At 67.2% G+C, this 23203-nt stretch carries 17 protein-coding genes and 1 pseudogene; 5 read left to right on the top strand and 13 right to left on the bottom strand.

Features of this window, described 5'->3' with window-relative positions:
* Positions 1-76: 76 nt before the first annotated feature.
* Genes B5520_RS03470 through nirB form a run of 3 tightly spaced genes read right to left on the bottom strand, consistent with a single transcriptional unit; the run spans position 77 to position 4907 of the window.
* Positions 77-1225, bottom strand: a complete 1149-nt coding sequence (locus B5520_RS03470; protein WP_079595637.1) for a uroporphyrinogen-III synthase — start codon at positions 1223-1225, stop codon at positions 77-79.
* 14 nt (positions 1226-1239) lie between these two features.
* Positions 1240-2274, bottom strand: coding sequence for a uroporphyrinogen-III C-methyltransferase (gene cobA, locus B5520_RS03465; RefSeq protein WP_079595636.1), 1035 nt, complete (start codon positions 2272-2274; stop codon positions 1240-1242).
* 2 nt (positions 2275-2276) lie between these two features.
* Positions 2277-4907: a nitrite reductase large subunit NirB gene (gene nirB / locus B5520_RS03460; protein ID WP_079595635.1), complete on the bottom strand. Its 2631-nt coding sequence runs from the start codon at positions 4905-4907 to the stop codon at positions 2277-2279.
* Positions 4908-5177: 270 nt separating this feature from the next.
* Here nirB and nirD point away from each other — a divergent pair, with 270 nt between their 5' ends.
* Complete coding sequence (nirD, locus tag B5520_RS03455) at positions 5178-5549, top strand: nitrite reductase small subunit NirD (protein ID WP_079595634.1); 372 nt, start codon at positions 5178-5180, stop codon at positions 5547-5549.
* A 60-nt stretch (positions 5550-5609) separates the two neighbouring features.
* On the opposite strand, the gene B5520_RS03450 is transcribed toward nirD, so the two are convergent.
* Together B5520_RS03450 and B5520_RS03445 are read right to left on the bottom strand one after the other, a co-directional pair.
* Positions 5610-7364 (bottom strand): phospho-sugar mutase, encoded by a 1755-nt coding sequence (locus B5520_RS03450; protein ID WP_176156745.1) that lies wholly within the window; start codon positions 7362-7364, stop codon positions 5610-5612.
* A gap of 100 nt (positions 7365-7464) precedes the next feature.
* Positions 7465-8283 (bottom strand): purine-nucleoside phosphorylase, encoded by an 819-nt coding sequence (locus B5520_RS03445; RefSeq protein ID WP_079595632.1) that lies wholly within the window; start codon positions 8281-8283, stop codon positions 7465-7467.
* Between the two features lie 103 nt (positions 8284-8386).
* On the opposite strand from B5520_RS03445, the gene B5520_RS03440 reads away from it, so the two are divergent.
* From B5520_RS03440 to B5520_RS03430, 3 genes are all read left to right on the top strand, one after another.
* Positions 8387-9802: an NAD(P)H-quinone dehydrogenase gene (locus B5520_RS03440; RefSeq protein WP_079595631.1), complete on the top strand. Its 1416-nt coding sequence runs from the start codon at positions 8387-8389 to the stop codon at positions 9800-9802.
* A 133-nt stretch (positions 9803-9935) separates the two neighbouring features.
* Entirely contained in the window at positions 9936-10193 is a 258-nt protein-coding gene (locus B5520_RS03435) for a hypothetical protein (protein ID WP_079595630.1), read from the top strand.
* A gap of 15 nt (positions 10194-10208) precedes the next feature.
* A complete protein-coding gene (locus B5520_RS03430; RefSeq protein ID WP_079595629.1) occupies positions 10209-10388 on the top strand; it encodes a PspC domain-containing protein in 180 nt (59 codons plus the stop codon).
* A 39-nt stretch (positions 10389-10427) separates the two neighbouring features.
* Here the strand turns inward: B5520_RS03430 and B5520_RS03425 are convergent, their stop codons facing one another.
* Genes B5520_RS03425 through B5520_RS03415 form a run of 3 tightly spaced genes read right to left on the bottom strand, consistent with a single transcriptional unit; the run spans position 10428 to position 15692 of the window.
* Positions 10428-11990 (bottom strand): FAD-dependent oxidoreductase, encoded by a 1563-nt coding sequence (locus B5520_RS03425; RefSeq protein WP_079595628.1) that lies wholly within the window; start codon positions 11988-11990, stop codon positions 10428-10430.
* Positions 11987-14215: a molybdopterin oxidoreductase family protein gene (locus B5520_RS03420; protein ID WP_079595627.1), complete on the bottom strand. Its 2229-nt coding sequence runs from the start codon at positions 14213-14215 to the stop codon at positions 11987-11989. The genes B5520_RS03425 and B5520_RS03420 overlap by 4 nt, the downstream gene beginning before the upstream one ends.
* A 1-nt stretch (position 14216) precedes the next feature.
* Positions 14217-15692: an MFS transporter gene (locus B5520_RS03415; protein ID WP_079595626.1), complete on the bottom strand. Its 1476-nt coding sequence runs from the start codon at positions 15690-15692 to the stop codon at positions 14217-14219.
* Positions 15693-15968: 276 nt separating this feature from the next.
* Between B5520_RS03415 and B5520_RS03410 the strand changes: the two genes are divergently transcribed.
* Positions 15969-17381: an MFS transporter gene (locus tag B5520_RS03410; protein ID WP_079595625.1), complete on the top strand. Its 1413-nt coding sequence runs from the start codon at positions 15969-15971 to the stop codon at positions 17379-17381.
* Between the two features lie 318 nt (positions 17382-17699).
* Here B5520_RS03410 and B5520_RS03405 read toward each other — a convergent pair.
* The 5 genes and pseudogenes from B5520_RS03405 to B5520_RS03385 all read right to left on the bottom strand — a co-directional run bounded on the left by B5520_RS03405 (position 17700) and on the right by B5520_RS03385 (position 23193).
* A pseudogene (locus tag B5520_RS03405) lies at positions 17700-19258 on the bottom strand (IS1182 family transposase).
* A gap of 74 nt (positions 19259-19332) precedes the next feature.
* Complete coding sequence (locus tag B5520_RS03400; RefSeq protein WP_079595624.1) at positions 19333-20064, bottom strand: glutamine amidotransferase; 732 nt, start codon at positions 20062-20064, stop codon at positions 19333-19335.
* A gap of 83 nt (positions 20065-20147) precedes the next feature.
* A complete protein-coding gene (locus tag B5520_RS03395; protein WP_079595623.1) occupies positions 20148-20585 on the bottom strand; it encodes a YybH family protein in 438 nt (145 codons plus the stop codon).
* Between the two features lie 18 nt (positions 20586-20603).
* Positions 20604-22415, bottom strand: coding sequence for an acetyl/propionyl/methylcrotonyl-CoA carboxylase subunit alpha (locus B5520_RS03390; protein WP_079595622.1), 1812 nt, complete (start codon positions 22413-22415; stop codon positions 20604-20606).
* A 130-nt stretch (positions 22416-22545) separates the two neighbouring features.
* Positions 22546-23193 carry a Maf family protein gene (locus tag B5520_RS03385; RefSeq protein WP_079595621.1) on the bottom strand — a complete coding sequence of 216 codons (648 nt, stop codon included), beginning with the start codon at positions 23191-23193 and terminating at the stop codon, positions 22546-22548.
* Between the last annotated feature and the right edge of the window lie 10 nt (positions 23194-23203).

The raw sequence follows: 23203 nt of genomic DNA, 5'->3' as shown, positions 1-23203 counted from the left end.
TAACAGAACCCGTGACGCACCTCTCATCCCGCCCGAAACGGACACAAACGGCTCCGCACCGCGCATTACACAGGCGCTAGACGCGGATCCGGTAGCCCCGCTTCACCACGGTTTCCACCAGGCGCCCGTCCGGCAGCGAGGACCGCAGCCGGCTCACGGTCATGTCCAGCGCGTGGACGGAGCCGCGCAGTTCCAGCAGGTCGGACAGCGATTCACGGGAGAGGACAGCGCCGCCGGCACCGAGCAGCGCCCGGAGGAGCAGCAGGGGAGCGGGCGCGAGTTCCACGGGCTGGCCGTCGATGCGCAGGCTCCGTCCGCGGAGCTCGATGTTGCCGGACCGGGTTTCCAGCCGCCGCACATGGTTCAGCGCCAGGTGCTCGCATACCAGCCGGATCAGTGCGCCCATGCGGAAACGTTCGGGAATCAGCGGTGTCACGCCGGCGTCAAGCAGGGGCTGCGCCGTGACCGGGCCAACCACAGCCGTGGTGACGTTGGTTTTGAGGCTTTCAATCAGCTGCTTGTACACGCCCATCTCGTGCGCGGTGCTCCACATTGCGTCGACGGCGGGCGCGCTGGTGAAGGTCAGGACGTCCAGGTTGCCGGTGCAGGCGGCGTCGATGAGCCGGGGGAGCTTGTCCTCGCCGTCGGGCTTAACCCAGCGGTAGGGCGTGACGGTCAGGACGGTGGCACCTGACATGCGCAGGCGCTCCAGTTGGCGTACGTCCGTATAGCCGTGCAGCTGCACGGCGACGGTTTTGCCGCGGACGCCCTCGGCAAGCAGCATGTCCACCAGCGTGGCGGTGGTTTCGTCGCTGCTGATTCCGACGTCGGCAAGGCCGGCGGCGCGGACGGCACCGCGGGCTTTGGGTCCCCGGACGAACATCCGGCACGCGCCCAGCGTGTCCAGCAGTTCGTCGCCGATGCCGAAGGAGTCAGCGGCCTCGCACCAGCGGCGCATCCCGTAGGCGGTGGTGGCGATGCAGAGGTCCGGCTTGGCCGCAATGATGGCCCGGGTGTCCTCGATGAGGCGCATGTCCTCCTGCACGGGGGCGATTTTCAGCGCCGGGGCGTGCAGCACTTCGGCGCCGCGGCGTTCCAGGGCCTCGATCAGGTCGCGGGAGCGCCGGTGGGAGGTCACGCCGATGCGGAAACCCTCGAGCGGGGATTCAGCGGCGTCCGGAGCTTCTTCGAGCTGGGACGCTTCGGCCGGTGCAAGTGCAGTCATGGGGGTCAATCCTTTCATGAACCCAGCAGCGAGGCCGCCAGCCTGTCCAGGTCGGCGGCGGCCTCAGCATGCCCGCGGTTGGCTTCTGCCACGCGAACCACCTCGCCAATGACCAGCACGGCGGGGTTGCTGCACCCGGCAGCCGCGGAGGTAATGGTGCCGAGGTTCGCGATGGTGGTGCGCTGTCCGGGCCGGTAGCCGCGTTCCACCACGGCCATGGGCATGTCCGGGCGCATCCCGGCCTTGCGCAGGCCGGCTGCCAGCTGGTGGAGGGTGCCGATGCCCATCAGGACAACGATTGTTCCGCCCAGGCCCGCCAGGTGCCGGTGTTCCTTCTCAGTCAGGGGAGCGTGCCCGGAGACCACCGTGAACATGTGGCTGACCTCGCGGTGCGTGACCGGGATGCCTGCCGCCGCGGGGACGGAGATGGCACTGGTGACGCCGGAAACGACGTGGACCTTGACGCCGGCGGCAACGCATGCGGCCACTTCCTCGCCGCCGCGGCCAAAGACGTAGGGGTCCCCGCCCTTGAGGCGGACCACGTTGTTGCCGGCCAGGGCGCTTTCCACCATGAGCTTTTCGATGTCGGTCTGGCTCACCTTGTGGTGGCCGGGCTTCTTGCCCACATCGACCAGTTCCGCGGAGGTGAGGGACGGCAGCTCCTGGTACGGGGCCAGGCGGTCGTAGAAGACGACGTCGGCGTCACGCAGTGCCTTGACGGCGGCGACCGTCAGCAGTTCGGTGGTGCCGGGTCCGCCACCTACCAGGGTGACCTGGCCCGCCGCGCCGGCGGCCGGTTCGGCTGCTACCGGGATCCCGGTTTCGCGGCACCGCTCCAGCAGGGCGTCCCAGCCGGGCTGGCCGTCGTCGACCGCTGCGACCAGGAAGGGACGCTCGGGCAGTGGCCCGTCATGCCCGGCGCCCTGCGGGGTGCTCAGGCGGTAGACGACGGCGCCCGCGGCTTCGTAGCGGCGCACCGCCTGGCGCGCGGCGTGGTCTGAGCCGGTCACCAGGACCTCGCGGCCGGTGAGATCGATGCTGAGCTGCATGGCTATACCTCGTTCTCGTTGCTGGACCGCACGGGGATGGAGGCGCCGATGAGGACCTTGCCCTTTTCCTCGGGCGTGGCGGGGCGCATCTGGCCGCGCTCGTCCGGGACGAAGGTGATGGAGTCGTCCTTCTGGTCCGGAGCGTTGACGAAGGAACGGAACCGGCGCAGGCGCTCGGGGTCCTTGAGGGTGTCGGCCCACTCGTCGATGTAGGTGTCCACGTGCTTCGCCATGGCTGCTTCAAGGTCAGCGGCGATGCCCAGGGTGTCCTTGACCACCACGTCCTCGACGTGCTTGATGCCGCCGTCGAGTTCTTCCTGCCAGCGGGCCGTGCGCTGCAGCCGGTCTGCGGTGCGGATGTAGTACATGAAGTAGCGGTCGATGTACTTGATGAGCGTCTCGTCGTCGAGGTCCTTGGCCAGCAGCTGGGCGTGGGCCGGGGTGGCACCGCCGTTGCCGCCGACGTACAGGTTCCAGCCATCGGCGGTGGCGATCACGCCCACGTCCTTGCCGCGGGCTTCGGCGCATTCCCGGGCGCAACCGGAGACGCCCATCTTGAGCTTGTGCGGGCTGCGAAGGCCGCGGTAGCGGAGCTCCAGCTGGATGGCCATGGCCACCGAATCCTGGACCCCGAACCGGCACCAGGTGGAGCCGACGCAGGACTTCACCGTACGCAGGCTCTTGCCGTACGCCTGGCCGGACTCGAAGCCGGCGTCCACCAGCTCCTTCCAGATTTCCGGCAGCTGTTCCAGCCGGGCGCCGAACATGTCGATGCGCTGGCCGCCCGTGATCTTCGTGTACAGGTTGTACTTCTCGGCCACCGCGGCGATGACGCCGAGCTTCTTGGGGGTGATCTCGCCGCCGGCGATGCGGGGGACCACCGAGTAGGTGCCGTCCTTCTGCATGTTAGCCAGGGCGCGGTCATTGGTGTCCTGCAGGGTGCCGCGGCCGGCATCCAAAACGTAGGCGCTGTTCTGGCTGGCCAGGATGTTGGCGATGGTCGGTTTGCAGATGTCGCAGCCGGCGCCGGTGCCGTACTTGGCCATGATTTCTTCGAAGGAGCTCAGTTCCAGGACACGGATGGCGTCGAACAGTTCCTGGCGGGAAAGTTCGATGTGCTCGCACAGGGCCTTGGAGACCTCGACGCCGGACTTGGTCAGTTCGGTCTCGAGCAGCTTCTTGAGCATGGGGACGCAGGAACCGCACTGGGTACCGGCGCGGGTGCAGCCCTTCAGCTCGCCCAGCTCCTGGACGGGGGCGTTGCCGTCGCAGGCGCCGCAGCCGTTGATGGCGTCGCGGATGCTTCCGGCGGTGACGTTGTTGCAGGAGCAGAGCGTTGCGTCGTCCGGCAGTTCGGTTTCCGGGGCGTCGCCGCCGCCGGCCGCACTGAGGAACGCGCCCGGCTCGGCGGGAAGTTCGCGGCCCAGCAGCGGACGCAGGCTCATGTACGGTGAAGCGTCGCCTACGAAAATGCCGCCCAGCAGGGTCTTGGCGTCGTCGGTGGTGACGATCTTCTGGTACACGCCGCGGGCGGGGTCGGCGTAGACGATTTCGAGGGCGTGCTCGGTCTTCGCGAACGCGTCACCGAAGCTGGCGACGTCCACGCCGGAGAGCTTGAGCTTGGTGGCGGTGTCGAAGCCGGGGAAGGTGGCGTCGCCGCCGTGCAGGCGGTCGGCCACGATCTCGGCCATGGTGTTGGCCGGGGCAACCAGGCCCAGGCACATGCCGCCGAAGTTGGCCACTTCACCGATGGCCCAGATGCCGGGTACTTCGGTGGCGCAGTAATCGTTGATGACCACACCGCCGCGCTGGCCCAGCGAGAAGATCTGCTCCTCGCCTTCTGCGGCGCGGAAGAGTTCATCGCGCGGCCGGACGCCGATGGCGACGATCACGAGGTCGGCGTCGATGACGCGGCCGTCGGCCATCAGGACGCCGGTGACCTGGTCGTCGTCGTCGGACAATACTTCCGACGGGAAGACGCCGCCGTGGACTTCGAAGCCCTTTGCCTTGATGAGCCGGCCCATTGCCTGGCCTGCGCCTTCGTCGAGCTGGGTGGCCATCAGCCACTGCGAACCGTCGATGACGATCGGGTTGGCGCCCAGCTGCTCAGTGCCGGCTGCGGACTCGAGCCCCAGGAGGCCGCCACCGATGGTGACTGCGTTGACCTTGCGGCCCAACTTTTCCGTGAGCTGGGTAATGGCCTCGTTGATGGCCCAGACGTCTTCGAGCGTGCGGTACACGTGCGTGAGCTCGTTGCCGGGAATCGGCAGGCGCGCCGCGTTGGAGCCGGTGGCCACCACCAGTTCGTCGTATTCGACTACCGTGCCGGCAGCGGTTTCCACCGTCTTGGCTTCGGCATTGATCTTGACCACGCGCTCGCCGGTCTTCAGCTCCAGGGAAGGGTGGTCCCACATCGACGCGTTGCCCAGCGTGAGGTCAACGTCCTTTTCGGTGAGGGCCTTGGACAGCGCCACACGGTCGTAGGGGAGGTGCGTTTCCTCAGTGAGGACCGTGACATGCCAGCCGTCGAGGCCGCGGGCATGCATTGCGTCCGCAAAACGGTGGGCCGCAGGGCCGCCGCCGGCGACGACGATGCGGCGCGGAGTCTCGGTGCGTGAAGTCTGTTCGGTCACTGTGGGCCTTTCGCATGGGCCGCAGCGTTTCCTGCAGCCTTCTGGTGACGAGTGTCCATCCAGACTAGGGAGACGCAGTTTCGCTTCAGTTTCCCAATTGTTTCGCGAACTTAACTTCTGCATCACGAACGCATTTCCGGCCGGGTTAGGTGTCTTTTACGAGACGGACACATTCACTGCATGCCAACGAAACACCCGCGCCCTAGCGTGGAACGTGGCCGCAAAGGTGGCTGAACGCAGGGACAACCAGCACAGGGAGAGGAGCCGGACATGACGGCAACACTGGAACTTGGGGCACTCGAAGCCGGAACTGAGACCACCGCCGAATGGCACCGCGTGTGCCGGGTGGAGGACCTGGAACCCGCCTGGGGTGAAGCCGCCCTCGTCGCCGGACGCCAGCTGGCGCTCTTCCGCACCGGTCCCAGTGAAGTTTTCGCGGTGGCCCATGAGGATCCGGCCACCGGCGCGCACGTCATGGCCCGCGGAATCCTCGGCTCGAAAGGGACCCGGCCCACCATCGCATCGCCCCTGCACAAAGAGGTCTACGACCTGGAAACCGGAGAATGCTTCAGCACCCCCGGCCTGAGCATCGCAACCTTCAGCACCCGCATTACCGACGGATTCATCGAGGTGGAGCTGTAACCGGCAGCTTCGACACCTCAAAGCAGGAAAAGGGCGCCCGGTGGGGCGCCCTTTCGGGTTTTAAAGCCCTAGAGCCTCGCTGACATCGCGCAGCACCTCGTCCAGCGCAGCACGCACCACCTGCCGGGCTGCCGGCAGTTCCGCTGCGGCACCCACCTGGTGAATGACCTCCAGGTAGCACTTGAGCTTCGGCTCGGTGCCGCTGGGCCGGATGATCACCCTGGTGAGGTCTCGGGTGACGTACAGAAGCCCGTCGGTAGGCGGCAGCTGGTCCGTGCCCTCCGCCAGGTCGGTGAAAACCTCCACCGTGGATGACCCGAAGGATTCCGGCGGTGAAACCCGCAGCCGGTTCATCATGGCGTCCAGGAGCCCCAGGTTGGCAACCCGGATGCTGAGCTGGTCGCTGGCATGCAGGCCGTGCTGCAGGTACAGCTCGTCCAGGGTGTCAAAGACGGTCTTCCCGTCGGCTTTCGCGGCGGCGGCAAGTTCGGCGATCAGCACGGCGGCAGAGATGCCGTCCTTGTCCTTCACCTGGTCCGGCGCCACGCAGTAGCCCAGCGCCTCTTCATAGCCGTAGACCAGTCCCGGCACCCGAGAAATCCACTTGAAGCCGGTGAGTGTCTCTTCGTGGGCGAAGCCGGCAGCTGCCGCAATGCGGGCCAGCAGGCGCGAGGATACGATCGAATTCGCGAAGACGCCCTTCGACCCCTCCGCCTCGCCCGCATCCGTGGCGCCGGAGGCGAACCTGGCCGCCACGTGCGCTCCCAGCAGGGCTCCCACTTCGTCGCCGCGGAGCATCCGCCATGCGCCCGTGTCCGGGTCCTTGGCGGCAACGGCCGCGCGGTCGGCGTCGGGATCATTGGCGATCACGATGTCGGCGTCCAGCCGCGCTGCCGTTTCCAGGGCAAGGTCCAGGGCGCCGGGCTCTTCGGGGTTGGGGAAACTAACGGTGGGAAAATCCGGATCAGGCTCGGCCTGTTCGGCCACCAGGGTGACGTCCCGGAAACCTGCCGCGTTCAATACGGCCAGTGCGGTTTCGCCGCCGACGCCATGCATGGGGGTCAGGACAATACGGAGGTCCCGCGCCGGAAAATGGTCCCGCCGGGCAAGCTCCGCCGTGGCGCGCTGGTAGTCAGAGGCAATGGACCCGTCCAGGACGGTCCAGCCCTCCGGCGCCAGCACAATCGAGTCCAGGGAGCCCACGGCGTTGATTCGTTCCGCAATATCGGCATCGTACGGCGTGACAATCTGGGCGCCGTTGCCACTCTCCGCCACGGCATGGCGGCCTAGGTAGACCTTATAACCGTTGTCCTGCGGGGGGTTATGGCTGGCAGTAACCATCACGCCGCCGTCGCACTGCAATGCCCGGACGGCGTACGCCAGCAGGGGCGTGGGCAGCGCTGCCGGCATGAGGAAGGTTTCGATCCCGGCGGCGGTGAAGATCGCGGCAGTTTCCACCGCGAAAACGTCCGAGTTGTACCGGGCGTCATAGCCGACGACGGCGCGTGGCCGCGTTCCGGGCGAGGCTTTGCCGACTGCGTCAACAATGAAGGCCGCCAATCCGGCGGCAGCGCGCCGCACCACCACGCGGTTCATCCGGTTGGGCCCGGGGCCCAAGGGAGCGCGCAGTCCCGCGGTGCCGAACTGGAGGGTGCCCTGGAAGCTGTCTTCCAGTTCCTGCCGTGCCGCAGCGTCCCCGTCTTCGACCGACCTGACGAGCTCAAGGAGGGAAGCCGCCGTTGCGGGATCCGGATCTTGGGAAGCCCATTCGCGGGCTTCATCGAGCAGGCGTAAATCGGCACCGGAAGACGTCATGGGCATAAACCTATCGTCATTGCTCCCTGACTTCATGCCACGCGGGGTCAGAGGCGGCCCGAAGCAGGCGCCGAAATGGGCCTGAAGTGACTCCGCATTTTCAGAGTTTGGCGATGATGCCGGCGAGCAGTTTTGAAATTCTGGGGCCGGCAGCCTGCCCTGATTCGATGACTTCCTGGTGGCTCAGCGGCTGGGGGCTGATGCCGGCCGCGAGGTTGGTGACCAGCGAGATGCCGAACACCTCCATCCCGGCGTGCCGCCCGGCGATGGCCTCCAGCGCCGTGGACATGCCCACAAGGTCGGCGCCGATGCGCTTGGCATACTGCACCTCCGCGGGCGTCTCGTAATGCGGACCCGCGAACTGGGCATACACCCCCTCATCAAGGCTGGGATCAACCTCACGGGCCAGCCCGCGGATCCGGGAAGAGTAAAGATCTGTCAGGTCAACGAACGTGGCGCCTTCCAGGGGCGAGGCCGCGGTGAGGTTTATGTGATCTTTGATGAGTACCGGCGTGCCCGGGGCCCAGTCCTCGTTGAGTCCGCCGCAGCCGTTGGTGAGGACCAGGGTGCTGCAGCCCGCCGCTGCCGCGGCCCGGATGCCGTGCACCACGGCGCGCACTCCCTTGCCTTCGTAGTAGTGGGTACGGGCGCCCAGGACCAGGGCACGCTTGCCGTCGCGGGTCAGCACGGAGCGGATAGTGCCCACGTGCCCTTCCACTGCGGGGGCGTGGAAGCCGGGTACCTCCTCGGCGGAAAGGGTGGCCGTGGTTTCACCGATGAGGTCTGCTGCTGCGCCCCAGCCGGAACCAAGCACCAGGGCGACGTCGTGGCTGTCCACTCCTGTTTCTTCGGCAATGTAGTCTGCCGCGGCGCGTGCGGCGGCGAAGGGATCCGTGTTCAGGAAGTCTGTTGTACTCACTGGTACAAGTTATCCTGCCGCCCCTGGTGCGCCCAGTACACGCCGTTCCGCCGGCGCCGGAAATTCTTGGTGCTGCGGCGGGGATAAGCGAGAATGATTCATTGTGACTACGCATCCAGATTTCAGTTCGCCCCGGATCGCAATCCTGGGAGGTGGTCCGGGCGGGTACGAAGCCGCCATGGTGGCCGCCTCGCTGGGGGCGCAGGTCACCATCATCGAACGCGCCGGGCTGGGCGGATCCGCCGTGCTCACCGACGTGGTGCCGTCCAAGACCCTGATCGCCACGGCGGACCTGATGACCCGCGTCGCCGAGGCGGGCGAGCTGGGCGTGAAGTTCGACGTCGACGGCGGCGACTTTGTACCGGTGATGCGGGCGGACCTCAAGCACATCAACGACCGCCTGCTTAACCTTGCCCGCAGCCAGTCCAAGGACATTCACGATGGCCTGGAGATCCAGGGCGTGCGCATCCTTGCCGGGTCGGGCCGCCTGCTGGACAACCACACCATCGAGGTCCTCACGGTGGACGGCACGGAGATCGTGGAGGCGGACACCATTCTGCTGGCCGTTGGCGCGCACCCGCGTGAGCTGCCCACCGCACGGCCGGACGGCGAACGCATCCTCAACTGGACGCAGATCTACAACCTGGATGAGCTGCCCGAGGACCTGATTGTGGTGGGCTCCGGTGTGACCGGCGCCGAATTTGCTTCCGCGTACAACGGCCTCGGCTCGAAGGTGACGCTGATTTCCAGCCGTGACCGGGTGCTTCCCGGTTCGGACGTCGACGCGGCGGTCGTGCTGGAGGAAGTGTTCGAACGCCGCGGCGTCCGGGTCCTGTCCCGCTCGCGCGCGGAGGCCGTGGAACGGACCGACGACGGCGTAGTGGTCACCCTGGGCGACGGCACCAAGGTGACCGGCAGCCACTGCCTGCTCTGCCTCGGATCCATTCCCAACACCGCCGGCATTGGCCTGGAGGAAGCCGGAGTGGCGCTCAGCGAGAGCGGCCACATCAAGGTGGACGGCGTCTCCCGCACGTCGGCGCCGAACATCTACGCCGCGGGCGACTGCACCGGCGTCCTGCCGCTGGCCTCCGTGGCCGCCATGCAAGGCAGGATCGCCGTCGCGCACTTCATGGGCGACGTGGTAACACCCCTCAAACTGCACCAGGTGGCTTCGAACATTTTCACCTCCCCGGAGATCGCCAACGTGGGCGTCTCGGAAGCTGACATCGATTCCGGCAAGTACCAGGGTGACGTCGTGAAGCTTTCAATGCGCAGCAACGCCCGGGCAAAGATGCGCAACGCCCGGGACGGCTTCGTCAAGATCTTCGCCCGTAAGGGTTCCGGCACCGTCATCGGCGGCGTTGTGGTGGGCCCCAACGCCTCGGAGCTGATCTTCCCCATCTCCATCGCGGTCAAGCAGAAGCTGCATGTGGATGACGTCGCCAGCACGTTCACCGTGTACCCGTCGCTGACCGGGTCCATCTCCGAAGCGGCGCGGCGCCTGCACGTGCACCTGTAGCCCAAAGGCGCCTGTGTGAAGGTCTGGACCCTTCGCACGCCACCTGCATAGACTCCTTCAAGGACCGGCCGGGAATTTCATCAGGGAATTTCCCGGCCGTCCCTGCATCAGCCGTCAACGCAAGGAGACTCCCATGGATCTGCAGGACGTTATATGGAACGAGCAGGCACGCGAGAAAATCCTGCTGGACGCCGACCGGGCGTTGCAGGAAGCAGTCCGGGAAGCAGCATCGTCCCTGGCCGGCAAGGACAAGGACGAGGTGTACAAGTTCCTGTTCGAGAAGTTGAAGGACCAGTTCGTGGACTTCCAGCCCGGACCGGACCTCACGAAGTACGCCGAGGCAGTGGCCGGCGGCGAGCTCGCCGCCGACGAAGCACGGGCTGAAGGGTAGGGCGGGCCCGTGTCAATGGCACTTGAGCGGCCCCGCCGCGGAAAGATGATCGGCGGGGTCTGCGCGGCCCTTTCTGCCCGGTTCGGCCTCCCCAAATTCCTGGTCAGGCTGGGCTTCGTGATCTTCGGCCTGGTGGGAATCGGCGAGCTGGTCTACATCGCGCTGTGGATCATCATTCCAAAGGCTCCGGCGTAAGAGCCGCGGTTTCGCCAGGCTCAGCCGCTGGGGGCTTGGTTAGGCGGTCGAGACCGCCCGGAAGTGTTTTTCGATGAGCCCCTTGATGTCTTCGTGGCAGCCGCCGCAGCCGGTGCCGGCACGGGTTGCCTTGGATACCTCGGAAACGGTGGAGCAGCCGTCCTCGACCGCTCCCTGGATCGCCGCCCCGCTGACGCCTGCGCACCGGCAAACGGTGCTCTGCGGGTCGGCAGCCCCGGCACCGGGCAGCCCGTCCGGCCCATCGAGGCGCAGGAGCAGTGACCGGTCCGCGGGCAGCTCGGCGGAACGCTCGAAGAGCCCCACCAGCTCGGCCGCCGTGCGCGGCATTCCCACCGACACCAGGCCTTCCAGCACGCCGCCGCGGGTGGTCATCTTCACGTAGCGGCCGTGCTCCGGATCCGCCCACTGGGCGATCTGCAGGCGTGGCCGCCCGTTCACTGCACCCGCAGTCAGGACTTCCTCGTCCCACGGCTCGGCGCTGTTGTCCCCGGCCACTGCCATGTTCATGCCGCGCGCCTTGAGGACGATCACGCCGGGCTGCTCAGCAGGCAGTTCCGGCAGCAGGTCAGCGTCCTCCACGGCGCCTGCAGCGAGGAGGCCCAGGTACTCACCCAGCCATTCAGCCTGGCGCCAGCCCGGCCCCACCAGGCCGGAGGGGCCCTTCGCGTTGCGGCAGGCTGCACACTCCGGATCCGGGCAGAGAACCTCCGCGCAGTCGCCGATGGCAAATATGTGCGGCTCGTGATGCGCCCGGAGCCGGTGGTCCACCAGGATCCCGGCGGATGTGGACAGTCCGCAGCCTTCGGCGAGTTCGGTGCGGGGTCGAACCCCGCACGAGATGACCAGGAGGTCCCCGTCAATCGCCGAACCGTCGTCAAGCAGCAGAGCCGAGAAGCCGCCGTCGGGGGCGTTGTGCTCAACCCCGGTGGACCGCGCGTTGCCGGCCATCCGGACGCCGCAGCGCCGCAGCCCTGCGGCCAGGACGGCCCCGCCGCCGCGGTCGATGTTGCGTCCCAGCGGGTGCGGGCCGTTGTGCACAACGGTAACGGTGGCACCTTCCTCGGCCGCGGCGAGGGCCGTCTCCAGGCCCAGGACGCCGCCGCCCAGGACCACCACGCGCTTGCCGCCGTCCACGGCCTGCCGCAGCACATCCGCGTCGCGGAGGTCCCGCAGCGCCGTCACACCCGCCGGAAGGACAGGGGAGGAGGGATCGGGGTTGATGCCGGTGAGGTTGGGGATCACCGGACGGGAACCGGTGGCGAAGACCAGCCGGTCGTAATGGGCGGTGGAACCGTCGGACAGGAGGACCTGCTGCCGGGCGCGGTCCACGCGGCGGACGCGGACGCCCAGGCGGACGTCAACACCGTCGGCGGCCAGTGCGTCTGCGTCGGAGAGTGCCAGCGCGTCGGCGGTGGTGCGTCCCACCCCGAGATCGGCCACGAGGACGCGGTTGTACGCGGCTTCGGCTTCTTCTCCGACCACCGTCAGGCGGGCGTGTCCGGCGCGTACGGCCGGCAGCAGCTCGTCCACCAGCCGGGCCGCCACCGGGCCGAATCCCACAATGACAATCTGCTCGTTCATGAGGCCTCCGTCGTTTGAAGCACGTTGCTGGAAAGGGGAACGGCCACCGGCCGGACCCAAACCTTGTTGAACTTGAACTCGGGCATCCCGGAAACGGGGTCCGTGGCGGCCTCCGTCAGGCGGTTGGCGCTTTCGAGTTCGGGGAAGTGGAAGGGCAGGAAGACCGTCTCGGGGCGGATGGCCGTGCTCAGCTCGGCCCGGCACACCACCTCGCCGCGCTCGTTGGCCAAGGACACCAGGGAACCGGCGGTGATACCCATCGCTTCCGCTGCCGCCGGATGGATCTGCATCTGCGCTTCCGGCTGTGACGCCAGGAGTTCGGTCACCCGGCGCGTCTGGGCGCCGGACTGGTAGTGCTCCAGGAGGCGGCCGGTGATGAGGGTCATGGTTTTCGCGGCCGGGTCCGGATTGGCAGCGGGGGTACGACGGCGGCGCGGCGTCACCGGGGTCATCACGGCTTTGCCGTCGGGGTGCGCAAAGCGGTCCTGGAACAGCCTCGGCGTTCCGGTGCTGCCCGCGGGGTAGGGCCAGTAGGCGGCCTCTCCCCGGTCGAGCATGGCGTAGTCGATTCCGGAGTAGTCGGCGAGCCCGCCGGCGGAGGCCAGCCGGAGTTCCTCGAAGACGGTTTCCGGGTCTTCACTGTAGCTGGAGGGGGCGTCGAGGGCCTCCGCCAGGCGTGCCATGATCCACAGTTCGCTGCGGGCTCCGGCCGGCGGTGTCAGGGCGCGGCGGCGGCGCAGGACGCGGCCTTCGAGGTTGGTCAGCGTGCCCTCCTCCTCGGCCCACTGGAGGACGGGAAGGATAAGGTCGGCCTCGGCGGCGGTCTCGGACATAAAGAAGTCGCAGACCATCAGGAAGTCCAGGCTGCGCAGGCCGTCGATTACGGCGTTGGCGTCGGGGGAGGCCACCGCGATGTTGGAGGCGTGGACAAAAAGGCAGCGGACGCCGTCGGGCTTTCCCAGGGACTTCAGGAGCTGTACGGCCGGCAGCCCGGGCCCCGGGATCAGTTCTTCCGGGACGCCCCACACTCCGGCCACATGGGCGCGGGCGGCGGGATCGGTGATCTTGCGGTAGCCGGGCAGCTGGTCCGCCTTCTGGCCGTGCTCGCGGCCGCCCTGGCCGTTGCCCTGGCCGGTGAGCGTGCCGTAGCCGCTGCGGGCAGAGCCCGGCAGGCCCAGCAGGAGGCTGAGGTTGATGGCGGCGGTGGCGGTGTCGGTGCCGTCGATGTGCTGTTCCACGCCCCGGCCGGTAAGGATGTAGCTGCCGCCTTGGCGGGCTCCGGCGGCCAGCCGGCGGGCGGTTTCCCGGATGAGTTCGGCCGGGACGCCGGTGAGGGACTGGACGCGTTCGGGCCAGAAGGAGTTGACGCTGCGGACTACGGCGCTGTAGCCCGAGGTGCGCTCCTCGATAAAGGCAGTGTCCACCAGGTTCTCGTGGATGACCACGTGGGAGATGCCCAGCAGCAGGGTGAGGTCGGTGCCCGGCAGGGGCTGGAGGTGGAGGCCGCCGCCGTCGGACGTGAAGGCCGCGGTGGCGGAGCGGCGGGGATCCACCACGATCAGCCCGCCGGCGTCGCGCGTTCCCTTGAGGTGCTGCACGAAGGGCGGCATGGTTTCGGCCACGTTGGAACCGAGCATCATGATGGTGGAGGCGGTGTCCAGGGCCTCCAGCGGGAAGGGGAGGCCGCGGTCCACGCCGAAGGCCCGCATCCCGGCGGCGGCGGCTGAGGACATGCAGAAGCGGCCGTTGTAGTCGATGCGGGACGTGCCGAGGGCCAGCCGGGCAAATTTGCCCAGCATGTAGGCCTTCTCGTTGGTGAGGCCGCCGCCGCCAAAAACGCCGACGGCGTCCGCACCGTAGCGTGCGCGGGCATCCTTCACGGCGGACACGGCGAGGTCCAAGGCGTGCTCCCAGCTGATGGGGCGGTGGACGCCGTCCGGGCCTTTCAGCAGGGGCTCGGTGATCCTGCCCGGGTGGTTGAGCAGCGTTGCGGAGGTCCAGCCCTTGCGGCACAGCCCGCCGCGGTTGGTGGGGAAGTCGCGTCCCTGGACCTCGAGGAGGGCGGCAGGGGCAGCGGGAGCCGCGGCGGGGGACGCCGGGGCAGGCAGTGCAGTCACGGGGACTGGCCCCGGCTGGGTAGCCGGGGCCAGTTCCGCTGGAGACGTGAGCGTCATGGCGCACTGCAGGGCGCAGTAAGGGCAGTGCGTGTCGGCGCTTTTGGTCATGTTAGACGTGTCCCATCGCATTTCGGTTGGCGTTGCGGATGTAGCAGAACCAGCAGACAGCCAGCATCAGGACGTATGCCCCAACGAAGCCGTAGAAGGCCGGTGTGTAGGAGCCGCTGGCCGTGTTGGAGGCGTTCAGGACCTGCGGGATGACGAATCCGCCGTAGGCACCGATCGCGGAGATCAGGCCGAGGGCCGAGGACGCCAGCCGCTGGGTTGCCACAGAGCTTGCACCCTTGCGGGCGGCGCGGCTGGAGGTGGCGAAGATGACTGGGATCATGCGGTAGGTTGCTCCGTTTCCGAAGCCGCTGGCGGTGAACAGCATCAGGAACAGGACCAGGAAGAGCCAGAAGTTCTTCAGCGGCAGGGTCCAGATCATGGTCAGCGTGATCACGGCCATGGAGGCAAAGGCTGCCACCGTCATCCGCGCGCCGCCCATGCGGTCTGCCATGCGTCCGCCGTAGGGGCGGGCCAGCGAGCCGACCAGGGGGCCGAGGAAGGCGAGTGAGAGGGCAACGGTTCCGACGCCGATGGAGGAGAACTCGGGGAAGTAGTCCTTGATGAGCTTGGGGAACACACCGGCGAAGCCGATGAAGGAGCCGAACGTGCCGATGTAGAGCAGCGCCATGATCCACAGGTGCGGTTCCTTGATGGCGGCCACCGAACCGGCGATGTCGCCCTTGGCGCTGGTGAGGTTGTCCATGAACTTGTAGGCGCCGAACGCCGCGATCAGGATCAGCGGAACCCACATCCAGCCGGCCAGGGGCAGGTTGACGGTCCCGGCGGCCAGCAGGGTGATGGCAATGGGCACGGCGAGCTGCGCGACGGCGGCCCCCATGTTTCCGCCGGCGGCGTTCAGGCCCAGGGCCCAGCCCTTTTCACGGGCGGGGTAGAAGAACGTGATGTTTGCCATGGAGCTGGCGAAGTTGCCGCCGCCGAAGCCCGCCAGGGCTGCTACGAGCAGCATGACGCCGAACGGCGTTTCCGGGTTGGAGACGCAGAGTGCCAGGCCGACGGAGGGGATCAGGAGCAGCAGGGCGGAGACGATGGTCCAGTTGCGGCCGCCGAAGCGGGGGACCATGAAGGTGTAAGGGATGCGGAGCGTCGCGCCCACCAGGCTGGGCATCGAGATGAGCCAGAAGATTTCCGACGTGGTGAAGGTGAACCCGGCTGCGGGGAGCTGGACCACCACGATGGACCAGAGCTGCCAGACGACGAAGCCGAGGAATTCGGCGAAGATGGACCAGTTCAGGTTGCGGCGGGCGATGGTGCGGCCGGCGGATTCCCACTGTTCCTTGTTCTCGGCATCCCAGTTGGCGATCCAGCGGCCGGGGCGGAATTCAAGGACGGGGGCGTCTGTGGTGCGGGTAGAGCCGGGCTGTGCGCTGGCGGATGCGGCAACGGTTTCCGGGGCCTGTGCATCGTCAAGGTCCAGGGAATTGCCGGTGCCGGCATCAGCGGTGCGGTCAACAGTCACGGGTTACCTCCTTCGGGGGGATGTTGTTCCTCCACGGTAGGTAGGGCGCGTTTCACGGACCGACGCCGTATGTTAACGGGCTGTGACATTTGCCTATCGGCGCCTTTTGGCAGCCGTTAGGCAGGAGTAGGGTGGCAAAAATGAGACACACGGCACAGGTCCGCATGCTGGACCTTTCGTCCATTGACTGGACCGCGGGAACTAATATTGAACTCTAACTATTTCGAGCCGGGGGCAATGCCAGCCTCCGGCCGGTTCTAGCGAAAGCGTTTACCTATGTCATCCACCGATACGTCCACGGTGCCCGGTTCGCCCCAGCCGGTGAACTCGCGCGGCCGCGTGATCGTTGCCAGCCTGATCGGCACCACGGTCGAGTTTTACGACTTCTACGTCTATGCCACTGCCGCGGTGCTCGTGTTCCCGCAGCTGTTCTTCCCCAACCAGAACGAGACAACCCAGCTGCTGAGCTCCTTCGCAGTGTTCGGCGTTGCCTTCATCGCCCGCCCGCTCGGCTCCATCGTCTTCGGGCACTTCGGCGACAAGTTCGGCCGCAAAGGCACCCTGGTGGCCTCGCTGCTGACAATGGGTATCGCCACCTTCCTGATCGGCTGCCTGCCCACCGCGCTGGTGCCGGGCTGGGAATTCTGGGCTCCGGCCCTGCTGGTGGTCATGCGGTTCGCCCAGGGCCTGGCACTGGGTGGCGAATGGAGCGGGGCCGCCCTGCTGGCCACCGAGAACGCGCCGGCCAACAAGCGGGCCATCTACGGAACCTTCCCGCAGCTGGGCGCGCCGATCGGTTTCATCATCGCGAACGTCATCTTCCTTGTCTTCAGCTACGCCCTGTCGCCGGCTGACTTCCAGGCCTGGGGCTGGCGCGTGCCGTTCCTGCTCAGTGCCGTTATGGTGATCATCGGCCTCTACGTCCGCCTCAAGCTCATCGAGACGCCCGCCTTCACCAAGGTCCTCGAGTCCAACGAGGTGGCCAAGCTGCCGCTGGGCCGCGTCTTCAAGACGAGCTGGCGCCAGCTGATCCTGGGCACGTTCATCATGCTCGCCACGTACGTGCTCTTCTACCTGATGACCACGTTCACCCTGACCTACGGCACCCGGCCGGCCAGCCTCGAGGCTGCCAGGGCCGCCGCCGAGAAGGCCGGAAAGCCGATGACGGAGGCCGCCGCGGCTGCCTTCGTTCCCGGCCTGGGCTACACCCGCAACGACTTCCTCTGGATGCTGATCGCCGGCGTCGTGTTCTTCGGTATCTTCACGCTGGTCTCCGGACCGCTGGCCGAAAAGTACGGCCGGCGCAAGATGCTGCTCGCTGTTACCGGCGGCATCTTCATCTTCGGCCTGCTGTTCGTCCCGCTGTTCAGCGGCGGCTTCGTGGGGACCATGGCCCTGCTGGTCATCGGCTTCTCCCTGATGGGACTCACCTTCGGGCCCATGGGTGCGCTGCTGCCCGAGTTGTTCCCCACGAACGTCCGGTACACCGGGTCCGCTGTCAGCTACAACTTCTCCAGCATCCTGGGTGCTGCGGTTGCCCCGTTCATCGCCGTGGCGCTGTGGGAAATGGCTGACGGCAGCCCCGTCCTGGTGGGCATCTACCTCACCGCCATGGCCGTGCTGACCCTCATTGCCCTGTTCGTCAGCAAGGAAACCCGCGACCTGGACTACGAAAACAACGTGGCCTGACGCATTCCGCGCGTTCCAGCCCACTTGGTGGCTGAAGTGCCCGGCACGATCCCCGTATCCGCGGGGATTGTGCCCGGCATTTTCCTTTCCGGGAGGCAGTATGTGGGCAGGAAGGTACGACGGCGGGGCGGCGCCGGCTAGGAGACTGCTGAATTAGGGCGTATTTGGCTTCGCTGTCCGGTTCCTTGGCTGGATCGTACGCGGGTTCCAGCCGTGGTGAGGGCTGCCGCGGGTTCCGTCCGAGGCGCGGAAGCCAGTGCGAGAATGCTGATGGCGGTGGCTCCGGGGCGGAATGCAGGTTGTTGGGATGGCCGGTTCTTAGGCCAGGATCCAGCTTCCGCTGTTGTCCCGGAGTCCGAGGTTGAGGAGCCTGCGCAGGTTCAGTCCCGCGATCCGTAGCTGCAGCCAGGCGTTGTTCCGGCTAATGCCGCGGTGCGGAACGCGTCGGTTGCCCCGGGTGAGCCAGGCGATGGACCGTTCCACCATGGGCCGGTGCGTGCGGTAGTCGTTCTGGAAGGCCGGGTTCTTGGCGCGTTGACGGTGTTCGCGCTGCAGCGCATCGTGTTCGTGCAGTTCGATTTTGCGTCCGTGCGGTGAGGCGGTGCACCGGTACCGGAGTGGGCAGCCGGTGCAGGCGGCGCCGAACGTGACCCTCCGTTTGGCAGTGATCTTGCGGGTGCGGCCATTCGGGCACGTCATGGTGCCGGCTGCTTCATCGACGGTGAAGTCATCGAGGGTGAACCCGCCCTCAACGGCTGGGCGCAGCGGCCAGGGTTTGATCACCGGTGTATGACCGGTGGACGCGAGGGCGGCGAGCATGTCTCCTGTGCCGTAGGCCGAGTCGGCCAGGACGTCCACACTGGTCCCGCTGATCGTTGGATCCTGGGTCAGCAGCCGGGCACCGACCGTCCCGTCGCTGTTCTCCGGCCCGGAGGCCTTGGTCAGTTCCGCGGCGGTGATCAGCCCGGTGTCGGGTTCGATCACGATGTGGGCCTTGAATCCGTCTTGCTGCCTGGACTGGGTTTTATGCGCGTGCCGGGTATCCGGGTCAACGGTGGAGATCATCCGGTCCGGGGCGACCTTCCGGGCAATGCGCCACCGCCCGTCGGTCCCGTCCGAGTCCTCGGCCGGTTCCACATCCTGCCCGGCGACCAGGGCCAGCAGCGCGTACGCATCAGCAGCCTTACCGTCCAAGGAATCGGGATCGACCGCGGCCAGCAGGGCCATCGCGTCGGTGACCAGGGCCGAGATCAGCCCGTCCCTGGCGCCCTGGTCGTCCCAGGCGATGTCGGGTTTGCCGTTACGCGTGTAGTCATACCCCGTCGCGTGACTGACCACCAGGTCTTGGCCGCCTGGGATGTCCCGGCCGAAGCGGCGGACCGCGGCGATCAGCTGCGTGATCGTGTCCTGCCTCGCGACCGCGTCATCCAAGACAGTTGAATCCACAGCCCGCCGGCGCTTGCCCTTCAGTACCCCGGTCTCCGCAAGGACTTCGGCGATGGCCTCCAGAACTGGTGCGGATTCTTCGAGGCGGCCAGCCGCCTGCGCCAATACGTCAGCGTGCTCGGATGGAACGCGGTATCGGTCAGCCCGTAGCCGCACGCAGCCTTCCAACGCAGATCAAAGGTCAGCGCCTCGGCGGTTTCCCGGTCCGAGAGGCCCTGCAAGGCCTGCAACACCAGCACCGACCCGATCACGGGCGCCGGAACCGACGGACGGCCCCGCCGCGATGGGAAGAGGTCCTCCATCATCGAATCCGGAAAGAGGCGCCCCCGATGCCTGGCCAGAAAAGCGAAGACACTGCCCGGAGCCAACAACTCCCCGGCCAGTGCCTCCACATCCAAATACCCGCGTTGCGCGTCCTCGCGTCCCTGCATAAGACCAGTCTTAACCACCAGCCCCACCAGTCCAGCCGACGCGCCCCACATCCGCCGATTAGTTCAGCAGTCTCCTAGGCCGCGTAACGCGCCACGAAGTTCCGCAGCACGTTCATGGGCTCGGTGACGGTGAACTGCCGGGCACTGTCCATCAGCTCCTCAGCGGACTCCGGAGGGAAGTATCCGGCGTGCCGGTAGATGTCGATGCGGGTCACCAGCCCGTCAACGTCCAGCTCAGGATGGAACTGGGTGGCATACAGGTTGTTCCGGATCCGGAACATCTGGACCGGGCATGCCGCGGACCTGGCCAGCAGCACTGCGTGCGGCGGCAGGGTGGTGCAGGCCTCCTTGTGCCCGGTGAAGGCCGTGAAGGTACGGGGCATCCCTTTCAGCACCGGGTCCGCGAGGCCTGCCTCGGTCAGCTCGATCTCCACGCCGCCCAACGGTTCGCCGTAGGTCCGGTCGATGACGGCGCCCTGGTGGGTACCCAGGGTTCCCACCCCGTAGCAGGCTCCCAGGAACGGAAAGTCCTGTGCCACCAGCCGGTCCAGGAGCCCCGACAGTTCGCGTTCCACCCGGTGTTGCACCCGGCTCTTCTGCTCCGGAGGGTCGCTGGACGTGAAGGGGCTGCCGCCGACAATCACACCGGAGTAATCGGACAGCTCAATGTCAGGCAGCGGGCCTGCCTCCAGCCGGACCCTGTGCAGTTCCCGCGGCTCCAGCCCGCCGTACCGGAGGTAGGCGGCGTACTCGTCTTCGGCTGCGGCATCCTCGGCACGCGAGGCCAGGAGCAGGAAAGGCAACATCTGCTAAGTGTGCCCCGCCCGCCGGATCCTGTCAGCAGCTTGCCGGGCTGCCAGGGCAGTCCGGCACCTGCCGGCGGTTTGCGTCAGGAAGCGGCGGGCTGGGTCAGCGACCGGCGGGACTGGGGCCGGGCAGCCGGATCCGCGTGCCGGTGCACCAGCTTCCAGTAGCCTTCCTCGCGCCGGAAGATGCTGGTCACCCGGAGCGCAAACTCCTCCACGGCCCCACCGTCCAGGCGGGCGCGGAAGTGTTCGGTTTCCACGAGGTAGGCCGTATCCCTAGCGGTGTAGGACGTGATGGTGTCGAAGCCGAGCATCTCACCGTCCTGGAACTGGCGGGCTGCCTGGTCCAGCCGGGCCTCCACCTGCGCCCAGCCCCGTGCGATGCCGCCGAACGGGTTCGCCAGGGTGACGTCGTCGAGCTGTGAATACAACTCCTTGATGGGCGCGGGGTTGCCGCGGGTGATTTCGGGGACCGCCAGGTGGTAGCGGTCCACTTCTTCCTGAAAGCTGGGTGCAAGCATGGGAGCCTCCGGGCCTGTCTAGTCTTCGATGGTGGCGATGACGGCACCGGCGGACACGGTCTCACCGGCAGTTGCCGTGAGACCGGTGATGGTGCCGGAACGGTGCGCCGTCAGCGGCTGCTCCATCTTCATGGCTTCCAGGACCACTATCAGGTCTCCCTCGGCCACGGTGTCTCCCTCAGCCACTGCCACCTTCACGATGGTGCCCTGCATGGGGGATGTGAGGGCGTTGCCGGTGGCGGCTGCCGTGCCGCCCGAGCGGATACGCTTCTTGGATTTGCCGGGCTTGGCGGCAGCGGGAGCACCGCTTCCAACCGATCCCAGCGAGGCGGGCAGCACCACTTCGAGGCGTTTGCCGCCAACTTCGACCACCACGCGCTGGCGGTCCTCGGCGGTCTCCTCCGCGCCGGTGCCGGCGTCGGGGGCCCAAGGGGCCAGGTTGTTCACGAATTCGGTTTCGATCCAGCGGGTGTGGACCTTGAAGGGACCCTCGGCGGGGGCAAACGCAGGATCGGACACAACAGCAAGGTCGAACGGGATGACGGTGGGAATCCCTTCGACCACCATCTCGTCCAGTGCCCGGCGGGACCGCTCCAGCGCCTGTTTGCGGCTGGCGCCGGTCACGATGAGCTTGGACAGCATGGAGTCGAAGTTGCCGCTGATCACGTCACCCTGCTCGATGCCGGAATCGATGCGGATGCCGGGACCGGTGGGGTTCTTGAGGACGCGGATGGTGCCCGGGGCGGGCATGAAGTTCCGGCCCGGGTCCTCGCCGGTGATGCGGAACTCGAAGGAGTGGCCGCGCACCTCGGGGTCGCCGTAGCCGAGTTCCTCGCCGCGCGCCAGCCGGAACTGCTCGCGGACCAGGTCGATGCCGGTGACCTCCTCGGAGACGCAGTGCTCCACCTGGAGGCGGGTGTTTACTTCGAGGAAGGAGATGGTGCCGTCCTGGCCCACCAGGAATTCGCAGGTGCCGGCGCCCAGGTAGCCGGCCTCCTTCAGGATGGCCTTGGAGGATTCGTAGAGCCGGCGGTTCTGGTCCTCGGTGAGGAACGGGGCTGGGGCTTCCTCCACCAGTTTCTGGTTGCGGCGCTGCAGCGAGCAGTCACGGGTGGAGACCACCACCACGTTGCCGTAGGCATCGGCCAGGCACTGCGTTTCCACGTGGCGCGGTGCCTCCAGGAAGCGCTCGATGAAGCATTCGCCGCGGCCGAAGGCGGCAGTGGCTTCACGGACGGCCGATTCGTAAAGTTCGGGGATTTCCTCCCGGGTGCGGGCCACCTTGATGCCGCGGCCGCCGCCGCCGAACGCTGCCTTGATGGCGACGGGCAGTCCGTGCCGGTCCACGAAGGCCAGGATTTCGTCGGCCGTCTCGACGGGGTCGGCGGTGCCGGGAACCAGGGGAGCGCCCACTTTTTCGGCGATGTGGCGCGCCTGGACCTTGTCGCCCAGGGCCGAGATGGCTTCGGGGGACGGTCCGATCCACGTGATGCCGGCCTCAATCACCCGGGCGGCGAACTGGGCATTTTCTGCCAGGAAGCCGTAGCCGGGGTGGATGGCGTCCGCACCTGACTGGCGGGCGGCGTCGATGATCTTGTCCATCACCAGGTACGACTCGGCGGCGGTGTTGCCGCCCAGGGCGTAAGCCTCGTCAGCAAGGCGGACGTGCAGGGCGTCGCGGTCCGGGTCGGCGTAGACAGCCACGGAGGCGATGCCTTCATCGCGTGCCGCCCGGATGATGCGGACGGCGATTTCTCCGCGGTTGGCGATCAGCACCTTTGTGAGGGTCGACTGCGTGGGACCTGCGGACTGCTCAAAATTTGCTGACAAGGCGTCTCCTTCTTTCCTTCAGGGAGCCTAGCGCGGTTTTGAGGGTTCCGCCGATATTACTTGCGGAATCCGCGTGTAAAGCGCCAATGCTTTGTAGGGAAGCTACAAGACGAGCCGAAAAGGGGACGTTTTACTGCGCGGCCCACAGGTCCGTGATGCGCACGTTCGCGGAGGCGAGGAGGCCGCGGAGGGTGGAGACGGAAAGTCCGACGACGGCGTGCGGGTCGCCGTCGACCTTCCGGATGAAGGCCCCGCCCAGGCCGTCGATGGTGAAGGATCCGGCGCAGTGCAGCGGTTCGCCGGTGGCGATGTAGGCGTCGATCTCCGCCGGTTCCATCTCCAGGAAGGAGACTTCGGCGGAGGCGACCGTTCCCAGCGTGGCACCGGAGCCCTGCTCCCCGCCGTCGTCGTCGGGATCCGTGTCCCGGCAGTCCACCAGCCAGTGCCCCGTGTGCAGGACCCCGGCATTGCCGCTCATCCGGAGCATGCGCTCGCGCGCGACGGCGGCCGTGTACGGCTTGCCGTGCGCCTCGCCGTCGAACTCGAAGACGGAGTCGCAGCCCAGCACCAGCGCACCCTCGGCCTCCGGCAGCGCGGCCACCGCCTCAGCCTTCGCCCGGGCCAGCAGCAGCGCGGTGTCGTGCGGATCGGTGACGCCGTAGCGTGTTTGCACGGCGTCCTCGTCCACGTCCGACACCAGGACTGAATGCCGGATGCCGGCCTCGGCCAGGAGCTTGGTGCGGGCGGGGGACTGGGAAGCGAGAATCAGGCGGAGCACGGTTCCAGCC

Origin of the sequence: Arthrobacter sp. P2b (assembly GCF_900168295.1) — a bacterium.
In the GTDB taxonomy this organism is placed as follows: Bacteria; Actinomycetota; Actinomycetes; order Actinomycetales; family Micrococcaceae; genus Arthrobacter.
Note: the sequence above shows the minus strand (reverse complement) of the source record. Positions and strands in the feature narration are given on the sequence as shown.

Bases quoted from the DNA above. Each gene is read 5' to 3' on its own strand.
- B5520_RS03410 (WP_079595625.1), top strand. From the start codon at position 15,969: ATGTCATCCACCGATACGTCCACGGTGCCCGGTTCGCCCCAGCCGGTG.
- B5520_RS03400 (WP_079595624.1), bottom strand. From the start codon at position 20,064: ATGTTGCCTTTCCTGCTCCTGGCCTCGCGTGCCGAGGATGCCGCAGCC.
- B5520_RS03425 (WP_079595628.1), bottom strand. From the start codon at position 11,990: ATGAACGAGCAGATTGTCATTGTGGGATTCGGCCCGGTGGCGGCCCGG.
- B5520_RS03450 (WP_176156745.1), bottom strand. From the start codon at position 7,364: ATGACGTCTTCCGGTGCCGATTTACGCCTGCTCGATGAAGCCCGCGAA.
- cobA (WP_079595636.1), bottom strand. From the start codon at position 2,274: ATGCAGCTCAGCATCGATCTCACCGGCCGCGAGGTCCTGGTGACCGGC.
- B5520_RS03395 (WP_079595623.1), bottom strand. From the start codon at position 20,585: ATGCTTGCACCCAGCTTTCAGGAAGAAGTGGACCGCTACCACCTGGCG.
- B5520_RS03430 (WP_079595629.1), top strand. From the start codon at position 10,209: ATGGCACTTGAGCGGCCCCGCCGCGGAAAGATGATCGGCGGGGTCTGC.
- nirD (WP_079595634.1), top strand. From the start codon at position 5,178: ATGACGGCAACACTGGAACTTGGGGCACTCGAAGCCGGAACTGAGACC.
- B5520_RS03470 (WP_079595637.1), bottom strand. From the start codon at position 1,225: ATGACTGCACTTGCACCGGCCGAAGCGTCCCAGCTCGAAGAAGCTCCG.
- B5520_RS03435 (WP_079595630.1), top strand. From the start codon at position 9,936: ATGGATCTGCAGGACGTTATATGGAACGAGCAGGCACGCGAGAAAATC.
- B5520_RS03420 (WP_079595627.1), bottom strand. From the start codon at position 14,215: ATGACCAAAAGCGCCGACACGCACTGCCCTTACTGCGCCCTGCAGTGC.